The following is a 20,136-nucleotide window of genomic DNA, read 5'->3' as shown; positions in this document are numbered from 1 at the left end:
GGCCGATCGATCGATAGTCTCCAAGCAGAAGGAGCTGCCATGCGAATCGGAATTCTCACCTCCGGTGGAGACTGCCCTGGGCTCAACGCGGTCATCAGGGGTGCCGTGCTCAAGGGGGACCGCGTGTACGGCCACGACTTCTTGGGTTTCAAGTGGGGCTGGAAGGGCGTCGTCGAGGGCGACCTGATGGAGCTGCCCCGCCACCGCGTCCGCGGCCTCTCGAAAGAGGGCGGCACGATCCTCGGCTCGAGTCGCACGAACCCCTACGAAGCGGGCGGCGGCCCCGAGAACATCCAGAAGGTGCTCGATAAGAACGGCATCGACGCGATCATCGCGATCGGCGGCGAAGGCACGCTTGCTGCCGCGCGGCGCCTCTCCGATGACGGGTTGAAGATCGTCGGCGTCCCGAAGACGATCGACAACGACCTGCAGGCAACCGACTACACCTTCGGCTTCGACACGGCGGTCGGCATCGCGACCGAGGCGATCGATCGCCTGCGCACCACGGCCGAGTCCCACCAGCGCTGCATGGTCGTCGAGGTGATGGGCCGCTACGTCGGCTGGATCGCCCTGCACGCGGGGATGGCCGGGGGCGCGCACGCCATCCTGATCCCCGAGGTGAGCACCACGATCGAGCAGATCTGCGAATGGGTCGAGTCGGTGCGCGACCGCGGCCGCGCCCCCGTGATCGTGGTCAGCGAGGGCTTCCACCTGCCGACGATGGACGGCGCGCACTCGCACAAGGGCCTGGACCCCTTCGGGCGCCCGCTGCTCGGCGGCATCGCCGACATCCTGGCGCCGATGATCGAGGAGCGCACGGGCATCGAGTCGCGCGCGACGGTGATCGGGCATATTCAGCGCGGCGGTGCGCCGAGTGCCTTCGACCGGGTGCTGGCGACCCGTTTCGGGATGGCGGCGGTGGATGCCGTGACCGAAGCGCGTTGGGGCACGATGGTCGCTCTGCGCGGCACGGACGTCGTCGACGTCAGCATCACCGAGGCGACCCGCAGCCTGAACTCGGTCCCGCGCCGCCGCTGGGAAGAGGCGGCCCTCCTCTTCGGCTGACCGTCTTCCGGCGCTCCGCCTCGGGCCGTCCCCTTCGTTCCACTTGAACGAGAGAACCTTTTCTTCGCACCCCAGAACCATTGGTGCTGGCCGAGCACCGTTGGTTCCGCGCCTGCGCCGTTGGTTCTCGACAAGCGCCAACGGATCCACGGCAGCACCAATGGTGTGCTTATCGCTAGAGATGGTTCTGCTGGAGCACCAATGGTTCTGTCGCGCTCAGAAGTGGTTCTCTCGTTCATATGAATCCGACAGGACGTCTCGGACCGGCGCTGGAACCGCGTCCAGGCGCCGCAGGGCGAGGTGGACGCGTCGCGGCGCAGCAGCGATGGCGTGGGCGATGTCCTCCGCCGGGAATCCGGCTTCAGACATCGCCTCCAGCAGCTGCGCGCTCTCCGCATAGCTCAAGCACGTCGTCATCGCCTGGCGCAGAGCTTCACGCGGGGGAACCCGCAGGCGATCCGGTTGTCCGCCTGAGCGCGCCAGGCGCTTTGCCTGCTCACGCGACGGAACCGGCGTGCGCAACCTGCTCCAGTGCACGTGCGCCATTGGCGCGTCCGCGCGTCGGCGGCCCGAAGCGCCACCTTGACCGCGCCGCAGCCTCAGGTGCGGCTCACCGCCGTCGCCGACTGAGAACCCGCTCTCGGCCAGAACCGTGACGCAGTCGAGCTGCCCGCCGCACCATGCCGCGAGCCTTTCGAGATCGGTCAAGTGGGTGCAGACGTAAACCCCCATCCGCAGAAGCTCGGAGCGTCCGTAGCTCATGCGAAAGGGGAGGATCGCAGATTCCTGGCCGTCGAACTCCTCGAGGAGTTCGGCATGCGTGGCGATGTGGCCGAAAGAACACAACAGAGAGCGAGTCGCAGCGCGGGGCATCCGTTCACTGTGGCGTGCTCTGCAGGCCGGCGCGTCAGCTTTCCACAGCTCTGACGGGATCCTCAGCGGGCGCGAGGCCGAGGCGGTCGAGCAGCCAGGCGAGTTCCCACGCGCGCTCGCGCCACGCGTTGTAGCGGCCAGAGACGCCGCCGTGGCCCGCGACCATCTCGATCTTCAGCAGCGCATCGGCGCCCAGCGCGCGCAGACGAGCGACCCACTTCGCCGGCTCCACATAGAGCACGCGGGTGTCGTTGAGGCTGGTCACGGCGAGGATCGGAGGATATGCGGCATCCGCTCGCACGTTCTCATACGGCGTGTACGAGCGCATGTACTCGTACACCTCGGCGTCGTGCAGGGGGTCGCCCCACTCGTCCCACTCGATGACGGTGAGCGGCAGCGACGGGTCGAGGATCGACGTGAGCGCATCGACGAACGGCACGTCGGCGAGGATGCCCGCGAACAGCTCGGGTGCGAGGTTGGCGACCGCTCCCATCAGCAGGCCGCCCGCACTGCCGCCCTCGGCGACCATTCGGTCGGGCGACGTCCACCCCGTGTCGACGAGATGGCGCGCACACGCCACGAAGTCGGTGAAGGTGTTGCGTTTCGCGAGCTTCTTGCCGTTCTCGTACCAGGAGCGGCCGAGCTCGCCGCCGCCGCGCACGTGCGCGATCGCGAACACGACGCCGCGATCGAGCAACGACAGGCGGGCGACGCTGAATGCGGGATCGATGCTGTGCTCGTACGAGCCGTAGCCGTACAGCTCGAGCGGTGCCGGCGCGGCACCCGGCGAGACGAGGTCCCGGCGGTACACGAGCGAGATCGGCACCCGCGTTCCGTCGGGGGCGACGGCCCACTCGCGCCGCTGCTCGTAGCGCGCAGGGTCGTAGCCGCCGAGCACCGGCTGCTGCTTGAGCATCCGAAGCTCGCCCGTCGAAGGAACCAGGTCGTACACGGTCGAAGGCGTCACCAGCGACCCATAGCCGAGCCGGATCGTCGGCTGCTCCCACTCGGGGTTGCCCGAGGCCCGCACGGTGTAGAGGGGCTCGTCGAAGGGCACCTCGGTCAGTGCGCCGTAGCCGTCCTCCGTGATCGGCAGCAGGCCCAGGCGGGTGAGACCCTCGCGCCGATACTCGACGACGACGCGCTCGGCGAACGCATCGATGTCGTCGAGGCGGACGGCCGGATCATGCGCGATCAGCACGCGTGGCGTCGCGGTGGGGTCGGATGCCGGCACGTCGACGAGCTCGAAGTCGAGGGCTCCGTCGTTGTGCAGGATCAGCAGCCTGTCCTCGCCGCCGACGACGGCATGGTCGACCGAGTACTCGACGCCCTCGCGGCGCGGCCACACGATGCGGGGCGCGGCGGTCGGGTCATCCGCATCGATCAGCCAGGATTCGCTCGTGATCGACGACGACGCGCCCACCTCGATGAAGCGCCGGCTGCGGGTGAGGCCGGCGCCCACCCAGAAGCGCTCGTCCGGTTCGTGGAAGACCTTCACGTCGGCGGATGCCGGCGTGCCGACCGCGTGCCGCCAGACGGTGTCCGGGCGCCAGGCGTCATCGACCGTGGTGTAGAACACGAAGCGGCCATCGGGGCTGAAGAAGGCGCCGGCGGCGGTGCCGGGCACCTCGTCGTCGAGGTCGGCGCCGGTCGCGAGGTCGCGCACGCGGAGGAGGTAACGCTCGTCGCCCTCGACGTCGACGGCGTACGCGAGCAGAGCTCCGTCAGCCGACACGTCGAACGTTCCGAGCGAGAAGAACTCGTGACCCTCGCTCTCGAGGTTCGCGTCGAACAGCACCTGCTCGCCGGGCAGGGCGGGCACCTCGGCCGACACCTCGGCCGGCTGCGGCGGCGTCCAGTCGTCGGGGCCGGCGATCGGCGCGCGGCACTGCACGCCGTACTGCTTGCCCTCGAACGAGCGCGAGTAGTACCACCACGCGCCCTCGCGCACGGGCACGCTGAGATCGGTCTCGAGGGTGCGGGACCTGATCTCGTCGAAGATCGTCTCGCGCAGGCCCGCGAGGTGCGCGTTGCGCGCCTCGGCGTAGGCGTTCTCTGCGGTGAGGTGCGCGATCACCTCGGGGTCGTCCTTGGCGCGCAGCCATTCGTAGTCGTCGACGACGGTGTCGCCGTGGAAGGTGCGCTCGGTCGGGATCCTCTTGGCAACGGGTGCGTTGTCGGTCACCCTCACCACGCTAGGCCACGATCGGCGAGGAGGCCGCCGCGGCGGTCCAGGCGGCCGGGCGCCGCACCCGCCCGCCGCAAGATGAGAGGCTGGCTCTATGGCCCGATTTGCGCGATTCGACCGATTCGGCCCGACGGCAGAGGTGCTGCGCATCGTCGACGAGGAGCCCCCGCACCCCGGCCCGGGCGAGGTGCGCGTGCACGTGTGCGCCAACGGGCTCAACCCGGTCGACTACAAGATCATGCACTCGGCGCAGTCCGCGGCCAACTACGGCATCACGGACCCGGCCGCGACGCCTGGTGGCACGGGGGTGGGGTTCGACTTCGCGGGCGACATCGACGAGGTGGGCGAGGGCGTCACCCGCTTTAGGCTCGGCGAGGCCGTGCTCGGCGGGCGCCGCCACCGCGCGATCGGCGACTTCGTGATCATCGCCGCAGAAGGCGCGGATGCCGAGCGCGACGGCGTCCTCATCGAGAAGCCAGAGGCGCTCGACTACGACACGGCAGGGGCCCTGCCGGTCGCAGGGCGCACGGCGATCGCGGCACTCGACCGTGTCGGCGCGGGCCCCGGCGATACGGTGCTCGTGAGTGCCGCCGCCGGGGGAGTGGGCGTGATCGCGGCGCAGCTCGCGGTTCTCCGCGGCGCGACCGTGATCGGCACGGCGAGCGAGCGCAACCACGAGTTCCTGCGCGAGCTGGGCGTCACGCCCGTCGCCTACGGCGACGGCCTGGTCGAGAGGCTGAGGGATGCCGCGCCCCAGGGTTTCACCGCCGCGCTCGACAACAACGGGCCCGACTCGGTCGACGCCGCGCTCGCCCTGGGCGTGCCGCTCGAGCGCATCAACACGATCGCCGCCCGCGGCCATCGCGGCGCACAGGGCGTCGGCAACCCGCAGGCGACGATGGAGCAGTTCGGCGAGATCGTGCGCCTCGTCGCCGACGGGCAGGTCACGGTGCCGATCGAGGCGATCTACCCGATCGAGCGGCTCGCCGAGGCATACGCGCGCCTCGAGACCGGCCACGTGCGCGGCAAGCTCGTCGCGGTGACGAGGTAGCGCAGGCGAGGCATCCGCCCCCGATACGAGAAAGACCCCGGCGAACCGGGGTCCTTCTGCTTCCGTGCTTATGCGCCAGCGGGCTCGCTGTGCGCCTCTTCGACGGCGGGGTGCGTCGTCTCGGCGCGCGAGCTCACGGCGATCTTGCGCGGCTTGGCCTTCTCGCTCATCGGGATCGTGATCGAGAGCACGCCGTTCGAGTAGTCGGCGGTGATGTTCTCGGTGTCGATGCCCTGGCCGAGGCTCAGCTGGCGCAGGAACGTGCCGCCCTGGCGCTCGCGGGTCAGCCACTTGACGCCCTCGCCCGTCGCCAGCGTGCGCTGGGCGCGGATGGTCAGCAGCTGGCCGTCGACGTCGATGTCGACCGAGCCCGGGTCGATGCCCGGCAGGTCAGCAGACAGGACGTAGGTCTCGCCGTCCTTGTAGAGGTCCATCGGCATGAGCCGCGGGCCGGCGGGGCGGTCGAGGAACGAGCCCGCCAGGCGGTCGAACTCGCGGAAGGGATCGAAGTTCATTGCCATGTGAATCAGCTCCTTCTCTGTAGTCCCAAGGTTGAGCCACCTCGACTCAACTAGGACTGACATTAGCACTCGAACACCGAGAGTGCCAGATCCATTCCGCCATACCCGACGTTCAGCGGGCACCCGGCTCCCGGTCGGTTTCGCGGGGTCATAATGAGCGTGTGATCGGAAGCTCACTCGCTCGGCAATTGCGGGATGCCGGGTTGGAATGGCATCCCGCTCCGGGCGACTTCTTCCGCATCGAAGGCCCCGAATTCGCCTCAGACGAGACGTTCACCGTCTCGGACATGACCATCGAGCCGCACGAGTTCGACACAGGCACGATCCTCGGCTTCAACGGAACGACCGAGTGGGCGCTCGACTCCGTCGCGCTCGAGCAGGCGCTGTGGCTGCCTCGCGAGGATCAGCTGCGCGAGCGCCTCGGCGGCGCGTTCCGGGCACTGACCGCGCGTCCCGACGGCGCCTGGCGCGTCACGACGCACAGCGGTGGCGCAGACCACGACTTCGAGGCCGCCGACGCGGCATCCGCATATGCATTCGCTCTTCTGGCGCTGATCGATGTCACGGCGCTCCGGTAGCCGCTCGGCGCCCTTCCCGGTCGGTCCCTGGCTATGGACCGCCATGATGCTGCCCTTCGCGCCGTGGCAGTCGCGCAAGCTCAACGCGACGCCGGTGAGCACGGTCGACTACCTCCTCGACGTCGACTACGTCGGCGACGGCCACCCCGGTCACCGGCTCGACGTGCTGACGCCGCATCGCGAAGCCGGAGACACCGCGGCGCTCCCGGTGTACGTCTACTTCCACGGCGGCGGCTGGACGAGCGGCGACAAGTCGGCGCTCACCAAGTACTGCGCCGTGCAGGCGGCCACCGGCATCGTCGTCGTGAACGTCAACTATCGCCGCGCCGGACTGCGCGGCGGCGGCTTCGGCATGCGGCACATGCTGAACGACGCGAACGAGGCGCTGCGCTGGGTGGTCGCCCACATCGCCGAGCACGGCGGAGACCCGAGCACGATCGTGCTCGGGGGCGACTCCGCCGGGGCGCAGATCGCCGCCCTGCTCGGCGCGACCACGACCCGGCCCGAGCTGGCCTCGCACTTCCGCCTGCGCCCCGCCGTCACCCGCGAGGAGCTCGGCGGCCTGGTGCTGCACTGCGGCGCGGTCGACTTCTCCGTCGTCTTCGAGCCGGGGTTCATCATGAGCCACGACTTCGTGCGCATGCTGCTTCCCGGCTATCGCAGGCACCGCATGAAGCCGGCGTCGCTGCAGCGAGCATCGCGCTGGCTGAGTCCCATCGAATGGGTCGACGAAAGCTTCCCGCCGGTGCTCGTCACGACCAGCGAGCGTGACATCTTCTACCGCGCGAACGTCAACTTCGTGAAGGCGGCGGAGCGCGCGGGCATCCCAGTCGAGTTCGTCAGCTACGGCTGGGACGCGCGCAACACCGAGCACACGTGGCAGCAGGACGCCGGCCACCCCGAGTCGGTCGAGGTGTACGAGCGCCTCCAGCACTTCATCGGGCAGGTCAGCTCACGTGTACGATCGGCCGACGCTTAGGGTTCTTCTCGGCTTCGCGCAGCACCTCGCGCGTGACGGGCGCGATCTCGCCGGTGCCGTCGAGCAGGAAGCGCGCCATGTTCGAGATCGGGTTGCCCTCGTTCCACTGGAAGTAGATGCTCGGCACGATGCCGGTCAGCTCGCGGATCTCGAGCAGCACCGCGGCGATGGCGTTCGGCACCGAGATGCTCTCGAGCTGCAGCACGCGGTAGCCGTGCTTCTCGACGCCCCGCACGAGCAGCGGCTCGACGAAGTCGGAGGCGTCCTGCTGCACGCGCGGCTTCGGCAGCACCTCGATGAAGAGCAGCCGGGCGCCCTGCGGGATGTGGCTGAAGTAGCGCTCCGACTTGCTCTTGGCGCTGTACTCGTCCTTCGTGTCGGGGCCCGGCTCGTGCGCGACGATGCGGATCACACCGGACTCGTCCTCGGCGTCCTCCAGCAGCCACGCCTCGGCGACGGCGTCGAAGGTCACGTCTGAGGCTCGCAGCTCGAACGAGCGCTTGGCGCGCGAGACGAGCGAGATGACGAGGATCGCGAGGATGAACAGCGCGGCGATGCGCACGCCGTCCGGCCGTTCGATGACGTTCACGACCGTCGAGTACAGGAACGCCACGGTGACGAAGCCGAACGACCAGATCCGTGCGCGCTGCCGGTGGCGGAACGCCGAGATCGTCACCGCGAGGGCGGCCGAGCACATCAGCACGAGCACGCCCGTGGCGTACGCCCCGCCCTGCGCGTCGACGTTCGCGCGGAAGACCAGGGTGATCAGGAAGCCGATCAGGGCGAACACGACGACGAGCGGGCGCACCGCGCTCGCCCACTGCGGCGCCATGCCGTAGCGCGGCAGGTAGCGCGGCACCAGGTTGAGCAGGCCGGCCATCGCGGATGCCCCGGCGAACCACAGGATGAGGATGGTCGACAGGTCGTAGACGCTGCCGAACGCCGGCCCGAGGTACTCGTGCGCGAGATAGGCCAGGGCGCGGCCGTTCGCCGGGCCGCCCGCCTGGAAGGCCTTCTGGGGAATGAGCAGCGTCGTCGCGAGGCTCGACGTGATGAGGAACGCGCTCATGATCGCAGCGGCGGTGGCGAGCAGGCGCTTCGTGCCGCGGATGCGGCCCATCGGCAGCTTCCCGGTGTCGTGGGGGCCGCCCTTGATCTGCGGCATCACCGCCACCCCGGTCTCGAAGCCGGACATGCCGAGCGCCAGCTTGGGGAAGACGAGCAGTGAGATGCCGATGACCTGCGCCCAGTTGCCGTTCTGGCGGAACATCGCCGCCCACCAGTCGTCGACGACGACCGGGTGAGCGCCGATGTGCAGGAACGCGACGACGATGACCACGGCGTTGAGCGCGAGGTAGACGGCGACCAGCACGACGGCGATGCCGATCGCCTCGCGGAAGCCCCGCAGGAAGACGACGGCGAGCAGCGCGAGCAGGAAGAGCGTCACGCCGATCTGCCAGCCGGTGCCCGTGAACCAGTGCGGGGTGAGCGGGTTCTCGAGGGCGTGCGCCGAGGCGTCCGCCGCCGACAGCGTCATCGTGATCATGAAGTCGGTCGCGGCGAAGCCCAGCAGCACCAGCACGAGCAGCTTGCCCCACCAGTACGGCAGGGTGCGCTCGAGCATCGCGATCGACCCGGAACCGCGGAAGCTCTCGCGTGCGACCCGCCGGTAGACGGGCAGCGCACAGCACAGCGTCAGCACGATGAGCACGACCGTCGCGAACGGCGCGATCAGGCCGGCTGCGAGCGCCGCGATGGCCGGCTGGTAGCCGAGGGTCGAGAAGTAGTCGACGCCGGTGAGGCACATGACGCGCCACCACGATGCGGGTTTCTCTGACTCCCTCGCGTGCGGCCCGACCTGCGTGCCGCGGATGTCGGTCATGCCGGTCAGGAACCACTCCCGCACGGTCGGGCGGGGCGCGGTGTCGTTGGTCACAGGCGCGATAGTACGGGACAGGGGTGAGCGCCGCGCCAAGCGGTCAGGCCGTGCCCCGGCGCGTGCCGACCCAGGTCATGACGTGGTAGACGACGACCGCTGCGATGGCGCCGAACGCGATCCCGGTGATCTGCACGGCGCCGAGCGTGAGCGGGATGTTGGCGATGCCGATGACGAGCGCGATGGCCGCGGTGAACTGGTTGCGGGGGCGCGAGAAGTCGACCCTGTTGTCGATCCAGATCTTGATGCCGATGACACCGATGAGCCCGTAGAGGGCGACGGTGGCGCCGCCGAGCACACCGCTCGGGATCGAGAAGATGATCGCGCCGATCTTGGGGCACAGGCCGAGCAGGATCGCGATGACGCCGGCCACCCAGTACGCCGCCGTGGAGTACACGCGGGTCGCGGCCATCGTGCCGATGTTCTCGCCGTAGGTCGTCGTTCCCGAGCCGCCGAACATGCCGGCGATCACGGTCGAGAGGCCATCGGCGAACAGGGCGCGGCCGGTGAGCCTGCCCAGCTCGGGATGCCCCGACATGGCTGCCACGCCGCGGATATGCCCGACGTTCTCGGCGATCAGGGCGAGCACGATGGGCAGGAAGGCCGGAAGCAGCCCCCAGGTGGGCAGCGAGCCGTCGAACGGATTCGCCGGAAGGTGGAACCGGGGAAGGCCGAACCAGGCCGCCGTGCCGACGGCCGAGAAATCCACCTGCCCCTGAACGGCGGCCGCGATCCACCCGACGACGACGCCGAGGAAGATCGACAGCCGCCCGAGCAGCCCGCGGAACAGGACGGCGATGAGAATGATCGCCGCGAGCGTGATGCCGGCCGTCAGCGGCGCCTGCGTGAAGTTCGACCCCGCCGTCGGCGCCAGGTTGAAGCCGATCAGCGCGACGATGGCGCCCGCCACGACGGGGGGCATGAGCGCGTCGATCCAGGCCGTGCCCGTGGCCATGACGAGGAGCCCGACGATGGCGAGAAGCACGCCGACGGCCACGATGCCGAACAGGGCGGCGGGCAGGTGATCGAGGTGCTGGTACTTGGCGCCCATCGCCGCCGCGATCGGCGCGAGGAACGCGAACGACGAGCCGAGGTAGCTGGGCAGCCGGTTCTTGGTGATCAGCAGGAAGAGGAGCGTGCCGACGCCCGAGAACAGCAGGGTCGTGGCAGGCGGGAACCCGGTGAGCACGGGGACCAGGAACGTCGCGCCGAACATCGCGACGACGTGCTGTGCGCCGATGCCGATCGTGCGCGGCCAGCTGAGCCGCTCGCCGGGGCCGACGATGGCGTCAGGGGCGATCGTCCTGCCGTCGGCGTGCAGGGTCCAGGGCAGGCGGCGCGGCTGTGGCATGGAGCCATCTTGTCGGAGCGCGCGGGTAACGTCGAACCCATGGCGATGGAGCATTCGAGCCCGGCATCCGTAGGTATCGACCCGGCCGCGATCGTGCGGCTGGCCGACGCGATCGACACGAAGGGGCTCGGTGTGCACGGCCTCGTCGTCGCGCGGCACGGGCGCGTCGTGGCGCAGGGGTGGTGGCATCCGTACCGGCCAGACGAGCCGCACATGATGTTCTCGGTGAGCAAGGCGTTCACCTCGATGGCGGTGGGGCTCGCGATCGACGAGGGGCTGCTCGCCCTCGACGAGCCGACGCACGCGATCTTCCCCGAGTTCCGCGAGATCCCCGGCCAGACGGTGCGGCACCTGCTGACGATGACGAGCGGGCACCCCGACGACCTGTGGGGCGTGCTGCGCGCCCTGCCCGAGCGCGATGGGCTCGAGCTCTTCTTCGAGTCGCCCGTGACGCACGCGCCGGGCACGCACTTCGTCTACAGCACAGCGTGCACCTACGTGCTCGCAGCGGCGGTCGTGCGCCGCGCCGGCGTGAGCCTCACCGGGTACCTCGACGAGCGGCTGTTCGGCCCGCTCGGGTGGTCGACGCCCCACTGGGAGCGCGACGCGCGCGGCATCGAGCACGGCGGCACCGGCCTCAAGCTCACGACCCGGCAGCTCGCGCAGTTCGGGCAGCTGCTGCTGCAGCGCGGCAGCTGGGAGGGGCGGCAGCTCGTGCCCGCGCACTGGGTCGACGAGGCGAGCGCCAGCCAGACGAGGAACCCCTGGTTCGAGAGCCACGAGTCGCGCATCGGCTACGGCTACCAGCTGTGGCGCTCGAGCCACGGATTCCGCGCCGACGGCATGTGCGGCCAGTTCGCCGTCGTCGTGCCCGAGCTCGAGCTGGTCGTCGCCACGACCTCGGGCGCCGCCGACGCGAACCGCATTCTCGAGGCGATCTGGTCAGAACTGCTCCCGGGCGTCGCCGCCGGGTTCCGGCCGTCCGACGAGCCCGACGGCGACGTCCACGAGCTCGCCGGCAGGCGCGTTCCCGAGCCCCGTGTGGACGAGAGGGATGACGCGGCCGAGGCGTCCCTCGCGGGGCGGGTCTTCGAGCTTCCCGCGAACGAGTCGGGCGTCGAGCGCATCTCGCTCGCCTTCGACGACGACGCGATCACCTTCGAGCTCGTCGGAGCCGACGGCGCTCAGCGCATCGCAGCCGGTCGGCGCGAGTGGCTTCCGGGGCGCACCGCCTCGCCGCTCGAGTCGCTGCCCGAGGTGCCGTGCGCCGCGCGGGCGGGCTGGGTTAGGGGAGTGCTCGAACTGCATCTGCAGCTCACGGGCACGCCGTTCCGCTGGGTCTGGCGGCTCGAGCCGAACAGCCCCGAGGGGCCGCGTCTCACCGCGGCGTTCGCGCCCGATCTCGGTCTGCGCTCCCGCGAGGACCTGCTATTGACGCCTGGTCAACAAGGCTAGGCTGGCGCGCATGACGAGCACTCCTGCGGGGGAGGGGGCGGCACAGGAATCCGTCGCCGACACGATCGCGCGACTGCGCGCGAGCTACGAGGAAGGCCGCACCAAGCCGCTGCGCTGGCGGCTTGCGCAACTCGATGCGCTCGCCGCCCTGCTGCGCGAGAACGGGCCCGCGCTCGAGCAGGCGCTGTGGAGCGACCTGCACAAGGCGCCGGCCGAGGCGCAGTACTCCGAGATCGGCTTCACCCTCGCCGAGGTCGCGGCGGTGCGGAAGCACCTGCGGCGCTGGCTGCGCCCGAGCCGGGTGCCGGCGCCCGCCGCGCTGCTGCCCGCCACGGCGCGCACGGTGCTGGAGCCGCTCGGCGTCGTCGCGGTGATCGCCCCCTGGAACTACCCGGTCCAGCTCACCCTGGCCCCGGCGATCGGCGCGCTCGCGGCCGGCAACGCGGTCGTGCTCAAGCCGAGCGAGCTCGCTCCGGCGACGGCCCGGGTGCTCGGCGAGCTCGTGCCCCGCTACCTCGACCAGACCGCGGTTGCCGTGGTCGAGGGCGGCGTGCCCCAGACCACCGAGCTCCTCGCGCAGCGGCTCGACCACATCTTCTACACGGGCAACGGCGCGGTCGGCCGCATCGTGCTCGAGGCGGCGGCCAAGAACCTCACGCCCGTCACGCTCGAGCTGGGCGGCAAGTCGCCCACGTACGTCGACGACACGGTCGACCTGGATGCCGCGGCGGCGCGCATCGTCTGGGGCCGCTTCCTGAACGCCGGCCAGACCTGCATCGCCCCCGACTACGTGCTCGCGACCGAGGCCGTGCAGCAGAGACTCGGCCCCCTCATCGCCACGTGGATCGCGCGGTATTTCGGCGACGATCCGAAGCAGAGCCCTGACTTCGGGCGTGTGATCAACGACCGGCACTTCGAGCGGCTCTCGGGGCTGCTCGGCGCGGGTGAGCTGGTCAGCGGCGGCGAGACCGACGCCGCCGAGCGCTACATCGCCCCGACCGTGCTGGCGGGCGTCGCCCGGGACGCGCCCGTCATGCAGCAGGAGATCTTCGGCCCGATCCTTCCGTTCGTGACCGTCGACGGGCCGAGCGACGCCATCCGCTTCATCAACGCCCACGACAAGCCGCTCGCGCTCTACGTCTTCAGCGAAGACGCGCGCACGCGGCGCCGCTTCCTGACCGAGACCTCGTCGGGGGCGCTCGGCTTCGGCATCCCGCTCGGCCACATCGGCGTGCACGGGCTGCCCTTCGGCGGCGTCGGGGCGAGCGGCGCAGGCGCCTACCACGGCCGCAGGTCGCTGGTGACCTTCAGCCACGAGAAGGCGGTGCTCAGCAAGCCGCTCAAGCCCGACACGATCCAGCTGATCGCACCGCCGTACACCCCCGCTCGCGAGAGACTGATCCGCAGAGTGCTCGGCAAGCTCAGCTGAGCAGGAAAGGGCAGGTGTCGTGCGCACCGAGACCGACTCGCTCGGCGAGCGTCAGATTCCCGACGAGGCGTACTGGGGCATCCACACCGCCCGCGCCGTCGACAACTTCCCCATCAGCAAGCGGCCGATCTCGGTCTATCCCGAGCTCGTCGTCGCGCTCGCCTCGGTCAAGCAGGCGGCGGCGCGCGCGAACCTCGAGCTCGGGGTGCTCTCACCCGAGAAGGCCGCGCTGATCGACGCGGCGTGCGCCGAGGTGATCGGCGGGCGGCTGCACGACCAGTTCATCGTGGGCGTGATCCAGGGCGGTGCCGGCACGTCGACCAACATGAACGCCAACGAGGTCATCGCGAACCGCGCGCTCGAGCTGGGCGGCCACGCCAAGGGCGACTACGGATTCCTCAGCCCGCTCGACGACGTCAACCGCAGCCAGTCGACCAACGACGTGTACCCGACGGCGATCAAGATCGCGATGATCTTCTCCCTCTCGAGCATGCTCGGCGAGATGCGCGCACTGCGCGACGCGTTCGCGGCGAAGGGCGGCGAGTTCGCGCACGTGCTCAAGATCGGCCGCACGCAGTTGCAGGATGCCGTGCCGCTCACGCTCGGGCAGGAGTTCCACGGCTGGGCGACCACGATGTCCGAAGACATCGACCGCATCACCGACACGCTGCCGCTGCTGTCCGAGATCAACCTCGGCGCCACCGCGATCGGCACGGGCATCAACGCCGACCCGCGCTATGCGGCGGCGGTGCGGCGGCACCTGTCCGAGATCGCCGGACTCGACCTGGTGACCGCGACCGACCTCATCGAGGCCACGAGCGACACCGGGGTGTTCATGACCTTCTCATCGGCCCTCAAGCGCGCCGCGGTGAAGCTGTCGAAGATCTGCAACGACCTGCGGCTGCTGTCGTCGGGGCCGCAGGCCGGGCTCGGCGAGATCAGCCTGCCGCCGAAGCAGGCGGGGTCGAGCATCATGCCGGGGAAGGTGAACCCCGTCATCCCCGAGGCGGTGAACCAGGTCGCGTTCTCGGTCGTCGGCGCCGACACGACCGTCACGATGGCGGTCGAGGCGGGGCAGCTGCAGCTGAACGCCTTCGAGCCTGTCATCGCGCATTCGCTGCTGCAGTCGATCACCTGGATGCGGCAGGCGTTCCTCACGCTCCGCGTCAACTGCGTCGACGGCATCACCGCGAACGAGCAGCGGCTCGCGGCGATGGTCGGCTCGAGTGTCAGCGTGGTCACCGCGCTCACGCCGTTCATCGGCTATCAGGCATCCGCCGCGCTCGCGAAGACCGCCCTGCTGACGGGGCGCAGCATCGCCGACCTCGTGGTCGAGTCGGGGCTCATGACGCGCGAGCAGGTCGAGATCGAGCTCGCGCCCGAGCGGCTCTCGGGGGCGTCTGCGGGGGAGTGAGAGCGGCCGCGGGAATGCGGCGCATGCGGGCGCGGTTGACGCACGTCGGCACGGTGATGAGTGGGATCCGTGTGGAAGAGCAGAATGTCAGCTATGGAAACGGCCGTCGAGACCCGCGGGCACGCCGCGCGACTCGATGCCCTGCTGCAGCCCATCGACTGGTCGCAGCCCGACCCGCGCGCGACGGCCTTCCGCTTCGAGGCGCCCAGCGGCACCCTCGCGGCGTGGTCCATCGGCGACCCCGCCAACCCCCGCGTCGTGCTCGTTCCCGGCGCGACCGGCTCCAAAGAGGACTTCGTCCTGCTCGCCCCGCCGCTCGTCGAAGCCGGCTACTTCGTGCAGTCCTACGACCTCGCCGGCCAGTACGAGTCCGCGGGCGCCGGCCCCTCGACGCGCACCGGCCGGTGGGACTACCCGCTCTACCTCGCCGACTTCATCGCGTTCCTCGAGGCGGGCGAGCCGGCTCACGTGCTCGGGTACTCCTTCGCCGGCATCCTCGCGCAGCTCGCGCTCGCCGGCCGCCCCGAGCTGTTCCGCAGCCTCACCCTGCTCACCAGCCCGCCCCTCACCGGCAACGTCTTCCGCGGCGTCAAGATCGTCGGGCCGTTCGCACGGTTCGCATCGCCGCACGTCGGCGCGGGGCTGATGATCTGGGGCATCCAGACCAACAAGAACGGCGTCGACGAGCGTCGGCTCGAGTTCGTGCGCGCACGCCTGGCCGTCACGCGCCGCGAGAGCGTCGACGACATCATCGCGCTCATGATGAACACACCGGATGTCACGGCTGCGGTCGCCACGGCCGGGGTGCCCCTGCTCGTCGCCACGGGCCAGCACGACCTGTGGTCGGTCCGGCTGCACGCTGAGTACGCCGATAGGATCGGAGCCGAACTCGCTGTCTACCGCACGGGTCACAGCCCGTGCGAGACGACCCCCAACCAACTTGCGCTGGACATGGTCGCGACCTTCCGACGCGCGGAGCAACTCGCATGAGCCTTCCCACGACCGCCGAGTCCGCCTACGGGCTCGACGAGGCGCTGCCCTCGATCGACTGGTCCGTCGCACCCGAGGGGACGCGTGCGTACCGCTTCGCGGCGCCCAGCGGCTCGCTCGCCGCGTGGGACCTCGGCGACCCCGAGGGCGAGCGGGTCGTCATGGTTCCCGGTATCACCGGCTCGAAAGAGGACTTCGCGCTGCTCGCGCCGATCCTCGCGAGCGAGGGCTACTTCGTGCAGAGCTATGACCTGCCCGGCCAGTACGAGTCCGCCGACGCGGGCCCCGCGGGCGCCGACGGCTGGAGCTACGAGCTGTTCGTCGACGACATGATCGCGTTCCTCGAGGCTGGCAGCACGCCCGCCCACCTGCTCGGCTTCTCGTTCGCCGGAATCGTCGCTCAGATCGTGACCGTGCAGCGCCCCGAGCTGGTGCGCACGCTGACCCTGCTCGCGACCCCGCCCCTCGCGGGCCAGGTCTTCGGCGGCATCCGCTCGGTCGGCTGGATCGCCCGGCTGCCGTTCTTCACCAAGCACTTCTTCGGCGGGGTGATGATCTGGAACGTCCGCACCAACTTCAGCAAGGTGACCCCGGAACGGCTCGCGTTCGCGAACGCGCGCCTCGACCACACCCGGCGCGAGAGCGTCGACGGCATCGTCGGCCTCATGATGAAGACCCCCAACCTGTACCGGCCGCTGCGCGAGTCCGCGATCCCGAAGCTCGTGGTCGCCGGCGAGCACGATCTGTGGCGGGCCAAGCTCTACCGGCGCTTCGCGGGTCGCATCGGCGCCTCGGTCGCGGTCTACGCCACCGGGCACAGCCCCTGTGAGACGACCCCGCACCAGCTCGCGCTCGACATGGTGCAGCTGTTCCGCACCAGCGAGAAGCTCAGCGCGCGCTGAGCTCGCCGCTTCCCTCCGGCTCACTCGGCTGCTCCCTGCCCGCTGCGCGCTCCGCCGTCCAGTCGCGTCGCACCGCGCGCCGCGCCCACGGCGACGCCTCGGGCCAGTGCTCCGCGAAGGTGTGGTAGGCCCAGGCGAGGCGGCGCCCGATGCCGCGCCAGCTCTCGAGCGGGCGCGCCGACACCCCGACGCGCAGGCTCTCGTCGTAGCGCACGACGACATCGGGCGGCAGATGCAGGGACAGGTCGAGGTCGTCGTGGATGCGGGGGTCGTCGCGGTGCACGAGGTCGCTGACCTGCGCCCACACCGACGACCTCATCACGAAGTTCGACCCGAAGATCGGCGGGCCGCCGAGCCACGGCCCCACGATGTGGAAGTACGCGGGGATGTAGAGGTGCTCGCCGAGCCAGTTCGCCCAGGCATGCGGGCCGTAGAAGGCGCCCGGCCCCGTGAGCACGCCGATGCTCGGGGACGCCTCGAACTCCGCGACGACGCGCTCCGCCCAATCGGCCGGCGGCCGGGAATCCGCGTCGATGCGCGCGATCAAGTCGGTCGTGGCGGCGTCATAGCCCGTCGCCGAGGCCGACATGATGCCGCGGCGCGGTTGGAACAGGACCCGAGCGCCGCCCTGGCGAGCCACCTCTGCGGTGGCATCCGTGCTGCCGTTGTCGACCACGATGACCTCGTCGACGGGCCGGGTCTGCCCGGCCAACGCGGCGAGCGCGTGACGCAGCATGTCGGCGTCGTCGAGCGCGGGGATCACGACAGTGAGTGTGCTCACGCGATGATCTCCTCTCCACCCTCCATGTTAAGTCGGCAATAGCATCGGGGCATGGATCTCCTCGCCCGACTGTCCGCCGAGCTGGGCGAGGCGGTCACCGTAGACCCCGCCCGTCTCGACGCCGTGCGTACCGACAAGTCAGGATTCCTCGCCGCCGGCACCCCTCTCGCGCTGGTCGAGGCCGAAAGCATCGAGCACGTGCAGACGACCCTCCGGCTCGCGAACGACGCGCGTGTCGGCGTCGTCCCGCGCGGCACGGGCACCGGGCTGGCCGCGGGAGCCGTGGGAGACACGGGAGTCGTCGTCCTCTCGGTCGCGAAGATGAACCGCATCCTCGAGATCGACCCGGCGAACGAGCTCGCGGTCGTCGAGCCGGGGGTCATCAACGCCGACCTCGATGCGGCCCTCGCCCCGTTCGGGCTCTGGTACGCCCCCGACCCGGCGAGCAAGGCGATCTCGTCGATCGGCGGCAACATCGCGACGAACGCGGGCGGCCTGCTGTGCGCCAAGTACGGCGTCACGCGCGAGGCGGTGCTGGCCCTCAAGGTGGTGCTCGCCGACGGCCGCCTCATCGAGACCGGCCACCGCACCGTGAAGGGTGTCACGGGCTACGACCTCACGGCGCTGTTCGTCGGCTCCGAGGGCACGCTCGGCGTCGTCGTCGAGGCGACCGTGCGCGTGCTGCCCCGGCCCGCCGGCGATGTCGTCACGATCGGGGCCTTCTTCCCCCGGGTGCGCCAGGCAGCCGCCGCCGCGACCGCGGTCGTCGGCGCCCGGCTCCGCCCCGCGGTCATGGAGCTGGTCGACGCCCAGGCGCTCGACGCCGTGCGCGAGTACCTGGGCGACGCGGTGATCCGCGACGCGATGGGGCCGGCGGCCGGCGACGGGTTCCTTCTCGTCCAGTTCGACCAGTCGCCCGCCGCCGACACCGTGCTGCGCGCCGTCGAGCTGATCGAGCAGGCGGGCGGGCAGGCGCGCGTGTCGACGGATGCCGCGACGGGCGAGCAGCTGCTGGGCATCCGCCGCGCCTTCCACCCGGCTCTCGCGGCTCGCGGCGAGGTGCTCATCGAGGACGTCTCCGTGCCGCGCTCGCGCCTCGCCGACGCCTTCGACGCGATCGCGGAGATCTCGCGCGAGTACGGCGTGCGCATCCCGACCGTGGCGCACGCGGGCGACGGCAATCTGCACCCGAACTTCGTCATCGAGGGCGGGGTGCTCACGCCGAAGGTCCGCGCGGCGGCCGACGCGATGTTCCGCGCCGCGCTCGAGCTCGGCGGCACCCTCACGGGCGAGCACGGCGTCGGCATCCTCAAACGCCACCACCTCATCGACGAGCTCGGCCCCGACTCGTATGCTCTACAGCGCCAAGTGAAGGCCGTCTTCGACCCCCGGGGCATCCTCAACCCCGGCAAGGTGTTCGAGACCATCGAGTGAGGTTCCGATGAACGCCGCCGACCCCTACGCGCCGCCGACCTCGGCGACGGGGCCGATCGCGTCGGTCATGCCCGCTCTCGCGAGGCGGCCGCGCAACGCGCCGATGGTCGCCGCCGTCACGATCGGCATCGCCGTGTGCGCGATGGCGGTGCTCTGGGTCGTCTCGTATCTGGTGAGCGTGCTCGGCGTCGGCGGTGTCGTGCTCAACGGGCTGATCGCCCTGGTGCCGCTCGTCGCGGTGCTCGCCGTGGTGCGCTGGGTCGACCGGTGGGAGCCTGAGCCGTTCGTCGCCCGGGTCTTCGCGTTCCTCTGGGGTGCGGGGGTGTCGATCCTGACGGCGCTCATCGTCGACGAGACGCTCAACGTCTACAGCCATCACCTCGGCGTGAGCCGCACGCAGTTCTTCATGATCACGGTGCAGTCGCCTGTGGTCGAAGAAGTCGCGAAAGGCGTCGGCGTGCTGCTGATCTTCCTCATCGCGCGGCGCACCTTCGACGGGCCCGTCGACGGCGTCGTCTACGCCGCGACCATCGCGGCGGGCTTCGCCTTCGTCGAGAACATCCAGTACTTCGGCCTCGCGCTGCGCGACGGCGGCGACAGCGACCTGGCATACACCTTCTATGTGCGCGGCGTGCTGTCGCCGTTCGCGCACTTGACCTTCACCTCCTGCACGGGAATCGCGCTCGGCACCGCCGCCCGCGGCGGCCTGCGGGCGGGGCGCACCGCCGCCCTGTTCCTCGGCGGTCTCGCGCTCGCCATCGTGCTGCACGCCGGCTTCAACCTGGGTTCGGCCCTGAACGAGAACGGCGCGTTCTTCTTCTACCTGATCGTCGAGCTGCCCATCTTCGCGCTCGTCGCCGTCTTCGTGCTGCTCGCGCGGCGCCGGGACGCGCAGCTGACCTACCAGGCTCTGACGCTCTACGCACGCGCCGGCTGGTTCACCCCCGCCGAGGTCGATCTGCTCGGCACGAGCGGGGGCCGCCGGCAGGCCAGGCTGTGGGCCAAGGGGAGGGGCCCGCGAGCGCGGCGGGCGATGCGGCGCTTCATCCGCGATGCGACGCAGCTCGCCTACTCGCGCCAGCGCATCCAGAGCGATCACGGCAGGGCGCGTGCACAGCGCGACGAGGTGCGGCTGCTGCGTGCCGTGACCGAGGATCGTCAGCGCGTGCTCACCGGGTGACGGGATGCC

At 70.4% G+C, this 20,136-nt stretch carries 17 protein-coding genes; 11 read left to right on the top strand and 6 right to left on the bottom strand.

Annotated features, from left to right (window positions below):
- Nucleotides 1-39 precede the first annotated feature (39 nt).
- Nucleotides 40-1,065 carry a 6-phosphofructokinase gene (locus ABD716_RS01645; protein ID WP_344773116.1) on the top strand — a complete coding sequence of 342 codons (1,026 nt, stop codon included), beginning with the start codon at nucleotides 40-42 and terminating at the stop codon, nucleotides 1,063-1,065.
- Between the two features lie 216 nt (nucleotides 1,066-1,281).
- Here ABD716_RS01645 and ABD716_RS01640 read toward each other — a convergent pair whose 3' ends face one another.
- Together ABD716_RS01640 and ABD716_RS01635 are read right to left on the bottom strand one after the other, a co-directional pair.
- The gene (locus ABD716_RS01640; protein WP_344773115.1) at nucleotides 1,282-1,938 is read right to left on the bottom strand and encodes a hypothetical protein; all 657 of its coding nucleotides are present in this window, start codon (nucleotides 1,936-1,938) and stop codon (nucleotides 1,282-1,284) included.
- 34 nt (nucleotides 1,939-1,972) lie between these two features.
- Nucleotides 1,973-4,123, bottom strand: coding sequence for a S9 family peptidase (locus tag ABD716_RS01635; RefSeq protein WP_344773113.1), 2,151 nt, complete (start codon nucleotides 4,121-4,123; stop codon nucleotides 1,973-1,975).
- Nucleotides 4,124-4,220: 97 nt separating this feature from the next.
- Here ABD716_RS01635 and ABD716_RS01630 point away from each other — a divergent pair, with 97 nt between their 5' ends.
- Nucleotides 4,221-5,177 carry an NADP-dependent oxidoreductase gene (locus ABD716_RS01630; RefSeq protein WP_344773111.1) on the top strand — a complete coding sequence of 319 codons (957 nt, stop codon included), beginning with the start codon at nucleotides 4,221-4,223 and terminating at the stop codon, nucleotides 5,175-5,177.
- 68 nt (nucleotides 5,178-5,245) lie between these two features.
- Here ABD716_RS01630 and ABD716_RS01625 read toward each other — a convergent pair whose 3' ends face one another.
- A complete protein-coding gene (locus tag ABD716_RS01625) occupies nucleotides 5,246-5,698 on the bottom strand; it encodes an Hsp20/alpha crystallin family protein (RefSeq protein WP_344773110.1) in 453 nt (150 codons plus the stop codon).
- A gap of 161 nt (nucleotides 5,699-5,859) precedes the next feature.
- Here ABD716_RS01625 and ABD716_RS01620 point away from each other — a divergent pair, with 161 nt between their 5' ends.
- Together ABD716_RS01620 and ABD716_RS01615 are read left to right on the top strand one after the other, a co-directional pair.
- Nucleotides 5,860-6,276: a hypothetical protein gene (locus ABD716_RS01620; protein ID WP_344773109.1), complete on the top strand. Its 417-nt coding sequence runs from the start codon at nucleotides 5,860-5,862 to the stop codon at nucleotides 6,274-6,276.
- A gap of 43 nt (nucleotides 6,277-6,319) precedes the next feature.
- Entirely contained in the window at nucleotides 6,320-7,255 is a 936-nt protein-coding gene (locus ABD716_RS01615; protein WP_344773107.1) for an alpha/beta hydrolase, read from the top strand.
- Here the strand turns inward: ABD716_RS01615 and ABD716_RS01610 are convergent.
- Complete coding sequence (locus ABD716_RS01610) at nucleotides 7,224-9,137, bottom strand: APC family permease (protein ID WP_344773307.1); 1,914 nt, start codon at nucleotides 9,135-9,137, stop codon at nucleotides 7,224-7,226. The two genes, ABD716_RS01615 and ABD716_RS01610, sit on opposite strands and share 32 nt — an antisense overlap.
- Nucleotides 9,138-9,234: 97 nt before the next feature.
- On the bottom strand, nucleotides 9,235-10,542 hold the full coding sequence (locus tag ABD716_RS01605) for a uracil-xanthine permease family protein (protein ID WP_344773105.1): 1,308 nt from the start codon (nucleotides 10,540-10,542) through the stop codon (nucleotides 9,235-9,237).
- Nucleotides 10,543-10,581: 39 nt separating this feature from the next.
- Here ABD716_RS01605 and ABD716_RS01600 point away from each other — a divergent pair, with 39 nt between their 5' ends.
- From ABD716_RS01600 to ABD716_RS01580, 5 genes are all read left to right on the top strand, one after another.
- Nucleotides 10,582-11,997, top strand: a complete 1,416-nt coding sequence (locus ABD716_RS01600; RefSeq protein ID WP_344773103.1) for a serine hydrolase domain-containing protein — start codon at nucleotides 10,582-10,584, stop codon at nucleotides 11,995-11,997.
- A gap of 10 nt (nucleotides 11,998-12,007) precedes the next feature.
- Entirely contained in the window at nucleotides 12,008-13,426 is a 1,419-nt protein-coding gene (locus tag ABD716_RS01595; RefSeq protein ID WP_344773101.1) for an aldehyde dehydrogenase family protein, read from the top strand.
- A gap of 19 nt (nucleotides 13,427-13,445) precedes the next feature.
- Nucleotides 13,446-14,840: an aspartate ammonia-lyase gene (locus ABD716_RS01590; protein ID WP_344773099.1), complete on the top strand. Its 1,395-nt coding sequence runs from the start codon at nucleotides 13,446-13,448 to the stop codon at nucleotides 14,838-14,840.
- 93 nt (nucleotides 14,841-14,933) lie between these two features.
- Complete coding sequence (locus ABD716_RS01585; protein ID WP_344773097.1) at nucleotides 14,934-15,830, top strand: alpha/beta fold hydrolase; 897 nt, start codon at nucleotides 14,934-14,936, stop codon at nucleotides 15,828-15,830.
- Complete coding sequence (locus ABD716_RS01580; protein ID WP_344773095.1) at nucleotides 15,827-16,732, top strand: alpha/beta fold hydrolase; 906 nt, start codon at nucleotides 15,827-15,829, stop codon at nucleotides 16,730-16,732. The genes ABD716_RS01585 and ABD716_RS01580 overlap by 4 nt, the downstream gene beginning before the upstream one ends.
- On the opposite strand, the gene ABD716_RS01575 is transcribed toward ABD716_RS01580, so the two are convergent.
- Nucleotides 16,719-17,513 (bottom strand): glycosyltransferase family 2 protein, encoded by a 795-nt coding sequence (locus ABD716_RS01575; RefSeq protein WP_344773093.1) that lies wholly within the window; start codon nucleotides 17,511-17,513, stop codon nucleotides 16,719-16,721. The two genes, ABD716_RS01580 and ABD716_RS01575, sit on opposite strands and share 14 nt — an antisense overlap.
- Nucleotides 17,514-17,564: 51 nt before the next feature.
- Here ABD716_RS01575 and ABD716_RS01570 point away from each other — a divergent pair, with 51 nt between their 5' ends.
- Together ABD716_RS01570 and ABD716_RS01565 are read left to right on the top strand one after the other, a co-directional pair.
- Nucleotides 17,565-18,947 carry an FAD-binding oxidoreductase gene (locus ABD716_RS01570; protein WP_344773091.1) on the top strand — a complete coding sequence of 461 codons (1,383 nt, stop codon included), beginning with the start codon at nucleotides 17,565-17,567 and terminating at the stop codon, nucleotides 18,945-18,947.
- 7 nt (nucleotides 18,948-18,954) lie between these two features.
- On the top strand, nucleotides 18,955-20,127 hold the full coding sequence (locus ABD716_RS01565; RefSeq protein ID WP_344773089.1) for a PrsW family intramembrane metalloprotease: 1,173 nt from the start codon (nucleotides 18,955-18,957) through the stop codon (nucleotides 20,125-20,127).
- Nucleotides 20,128-20,136 lie beyond the last annotated feature (9 nt).

This window comes from Gryllotalpicola kribbensis (genome assembly GCF_039538245.1).
Classification (GTDB): Bacteria; Actinomycetota; Actinomycetes; order Actinomycetales; family Microbacteriaceae; genus Gryllotalpicola; species Gryllotalpicola kribbensis.
This window is presented reverse-complemented; position numbering and strand designations above follow the sequence as displayed.

Excerpts from the sequence above, each read along its gene's own strand:
- ABD716_RS01645 (WP_344773116.1), top strand. The coding sequence starts at position 40 with ATGCGAATCGGAATTCTCACCTCCGGTGGAGACTGCCCTGGGCTCAAC.
- ABD716_RS01640 (WP_344773115.1), bottom strand. The coding sequence starts at position 1,938 with ATGCCCCGCGCTGCGACTCGCTCTCTGTTGTGTTCTTTCGGCCACATC.
- ABD716_RS01630 (WP_344773111.1), top strand. The coding sequence starts at position 4,221 with ATGGCCCGATTTGCGCGATTCGACCGATTCGGCCCGACGGCAGAGGTG.
- ABD716_RS01625 (WP_344773110.1), bottom strand. The coding sequence starts at position 5,698 with ATGGCAATGAACTTCGATCCCTTCCGCGAGTTCGACCGCCTGGCGGGC.
- ABD716_RS01615 (WP_344773107.1), top strand. The coding sequence starts at position 6,320 with ATGATGCTGCCCTTCGCGCCGTGGCAGTCGCGCAAGCTCAACGCGACG.
- ABD716_RS01610 (WP_344773307.1), bottom strand. The coding sequence starts at position 9,137 with ATGACCGACATCCGCGGCACGCAGGTCGGGCCGCACGCGAGGGAGTCA.
- ABD716_RS01605 (WP_344773105.1), bottom strand. The coding sequence starts at position 10,542 with ATGCCACAGCCGCGCCGCCTGCCCTGGACCCTGCACGCCGACGGCAGG.
- ABD716_RS01600 (WP_344773103.1), top strand. The coding sequence starts at position 10,582 with ATGGCGATGGAGCATTCGAGCCCGGCATCCGTAGGTATCGACCCGGCC.
- ABD716_RS01595 (WP_344773101.1), top strand. The coding sequence starts at position 12,008 with ATGACGAGCACTCCTGCGGGGGAGGGGGCGGCACAGGAATCCGTCGCC.
- ABD716_RS01585 (WP_344773097.1), top strand. The coding sequence starts at position 14,934 with ATGGAAACGGCCGTCGAGACCCGCGGGCACGCCGCGCGACTCGATGCC.
- ABD716_RS01580 (WP_344773095.1), top strand. The coding sequence starts at position 15,827 with ATGAGCCTTCCCACGACCGCCGAGTCCGCCTACGGGCTCGACGAGGCG.
- ABD716_RS01570 (WP_344773091.1), top strand. The coding sequence starts at position 17,565 with ATGGATCTCCTCGCCCGACTGTCCGCCGAGCTGGGCGAGGCGGTCACC.
- ABD716_RS01565 (WP_344773089.1), top strand. The coding sequence starts at position 18,955 with ATGAACGCCGCCGACCCCTACGCGCCGCCGACCTCGGCGACGGGGCCG.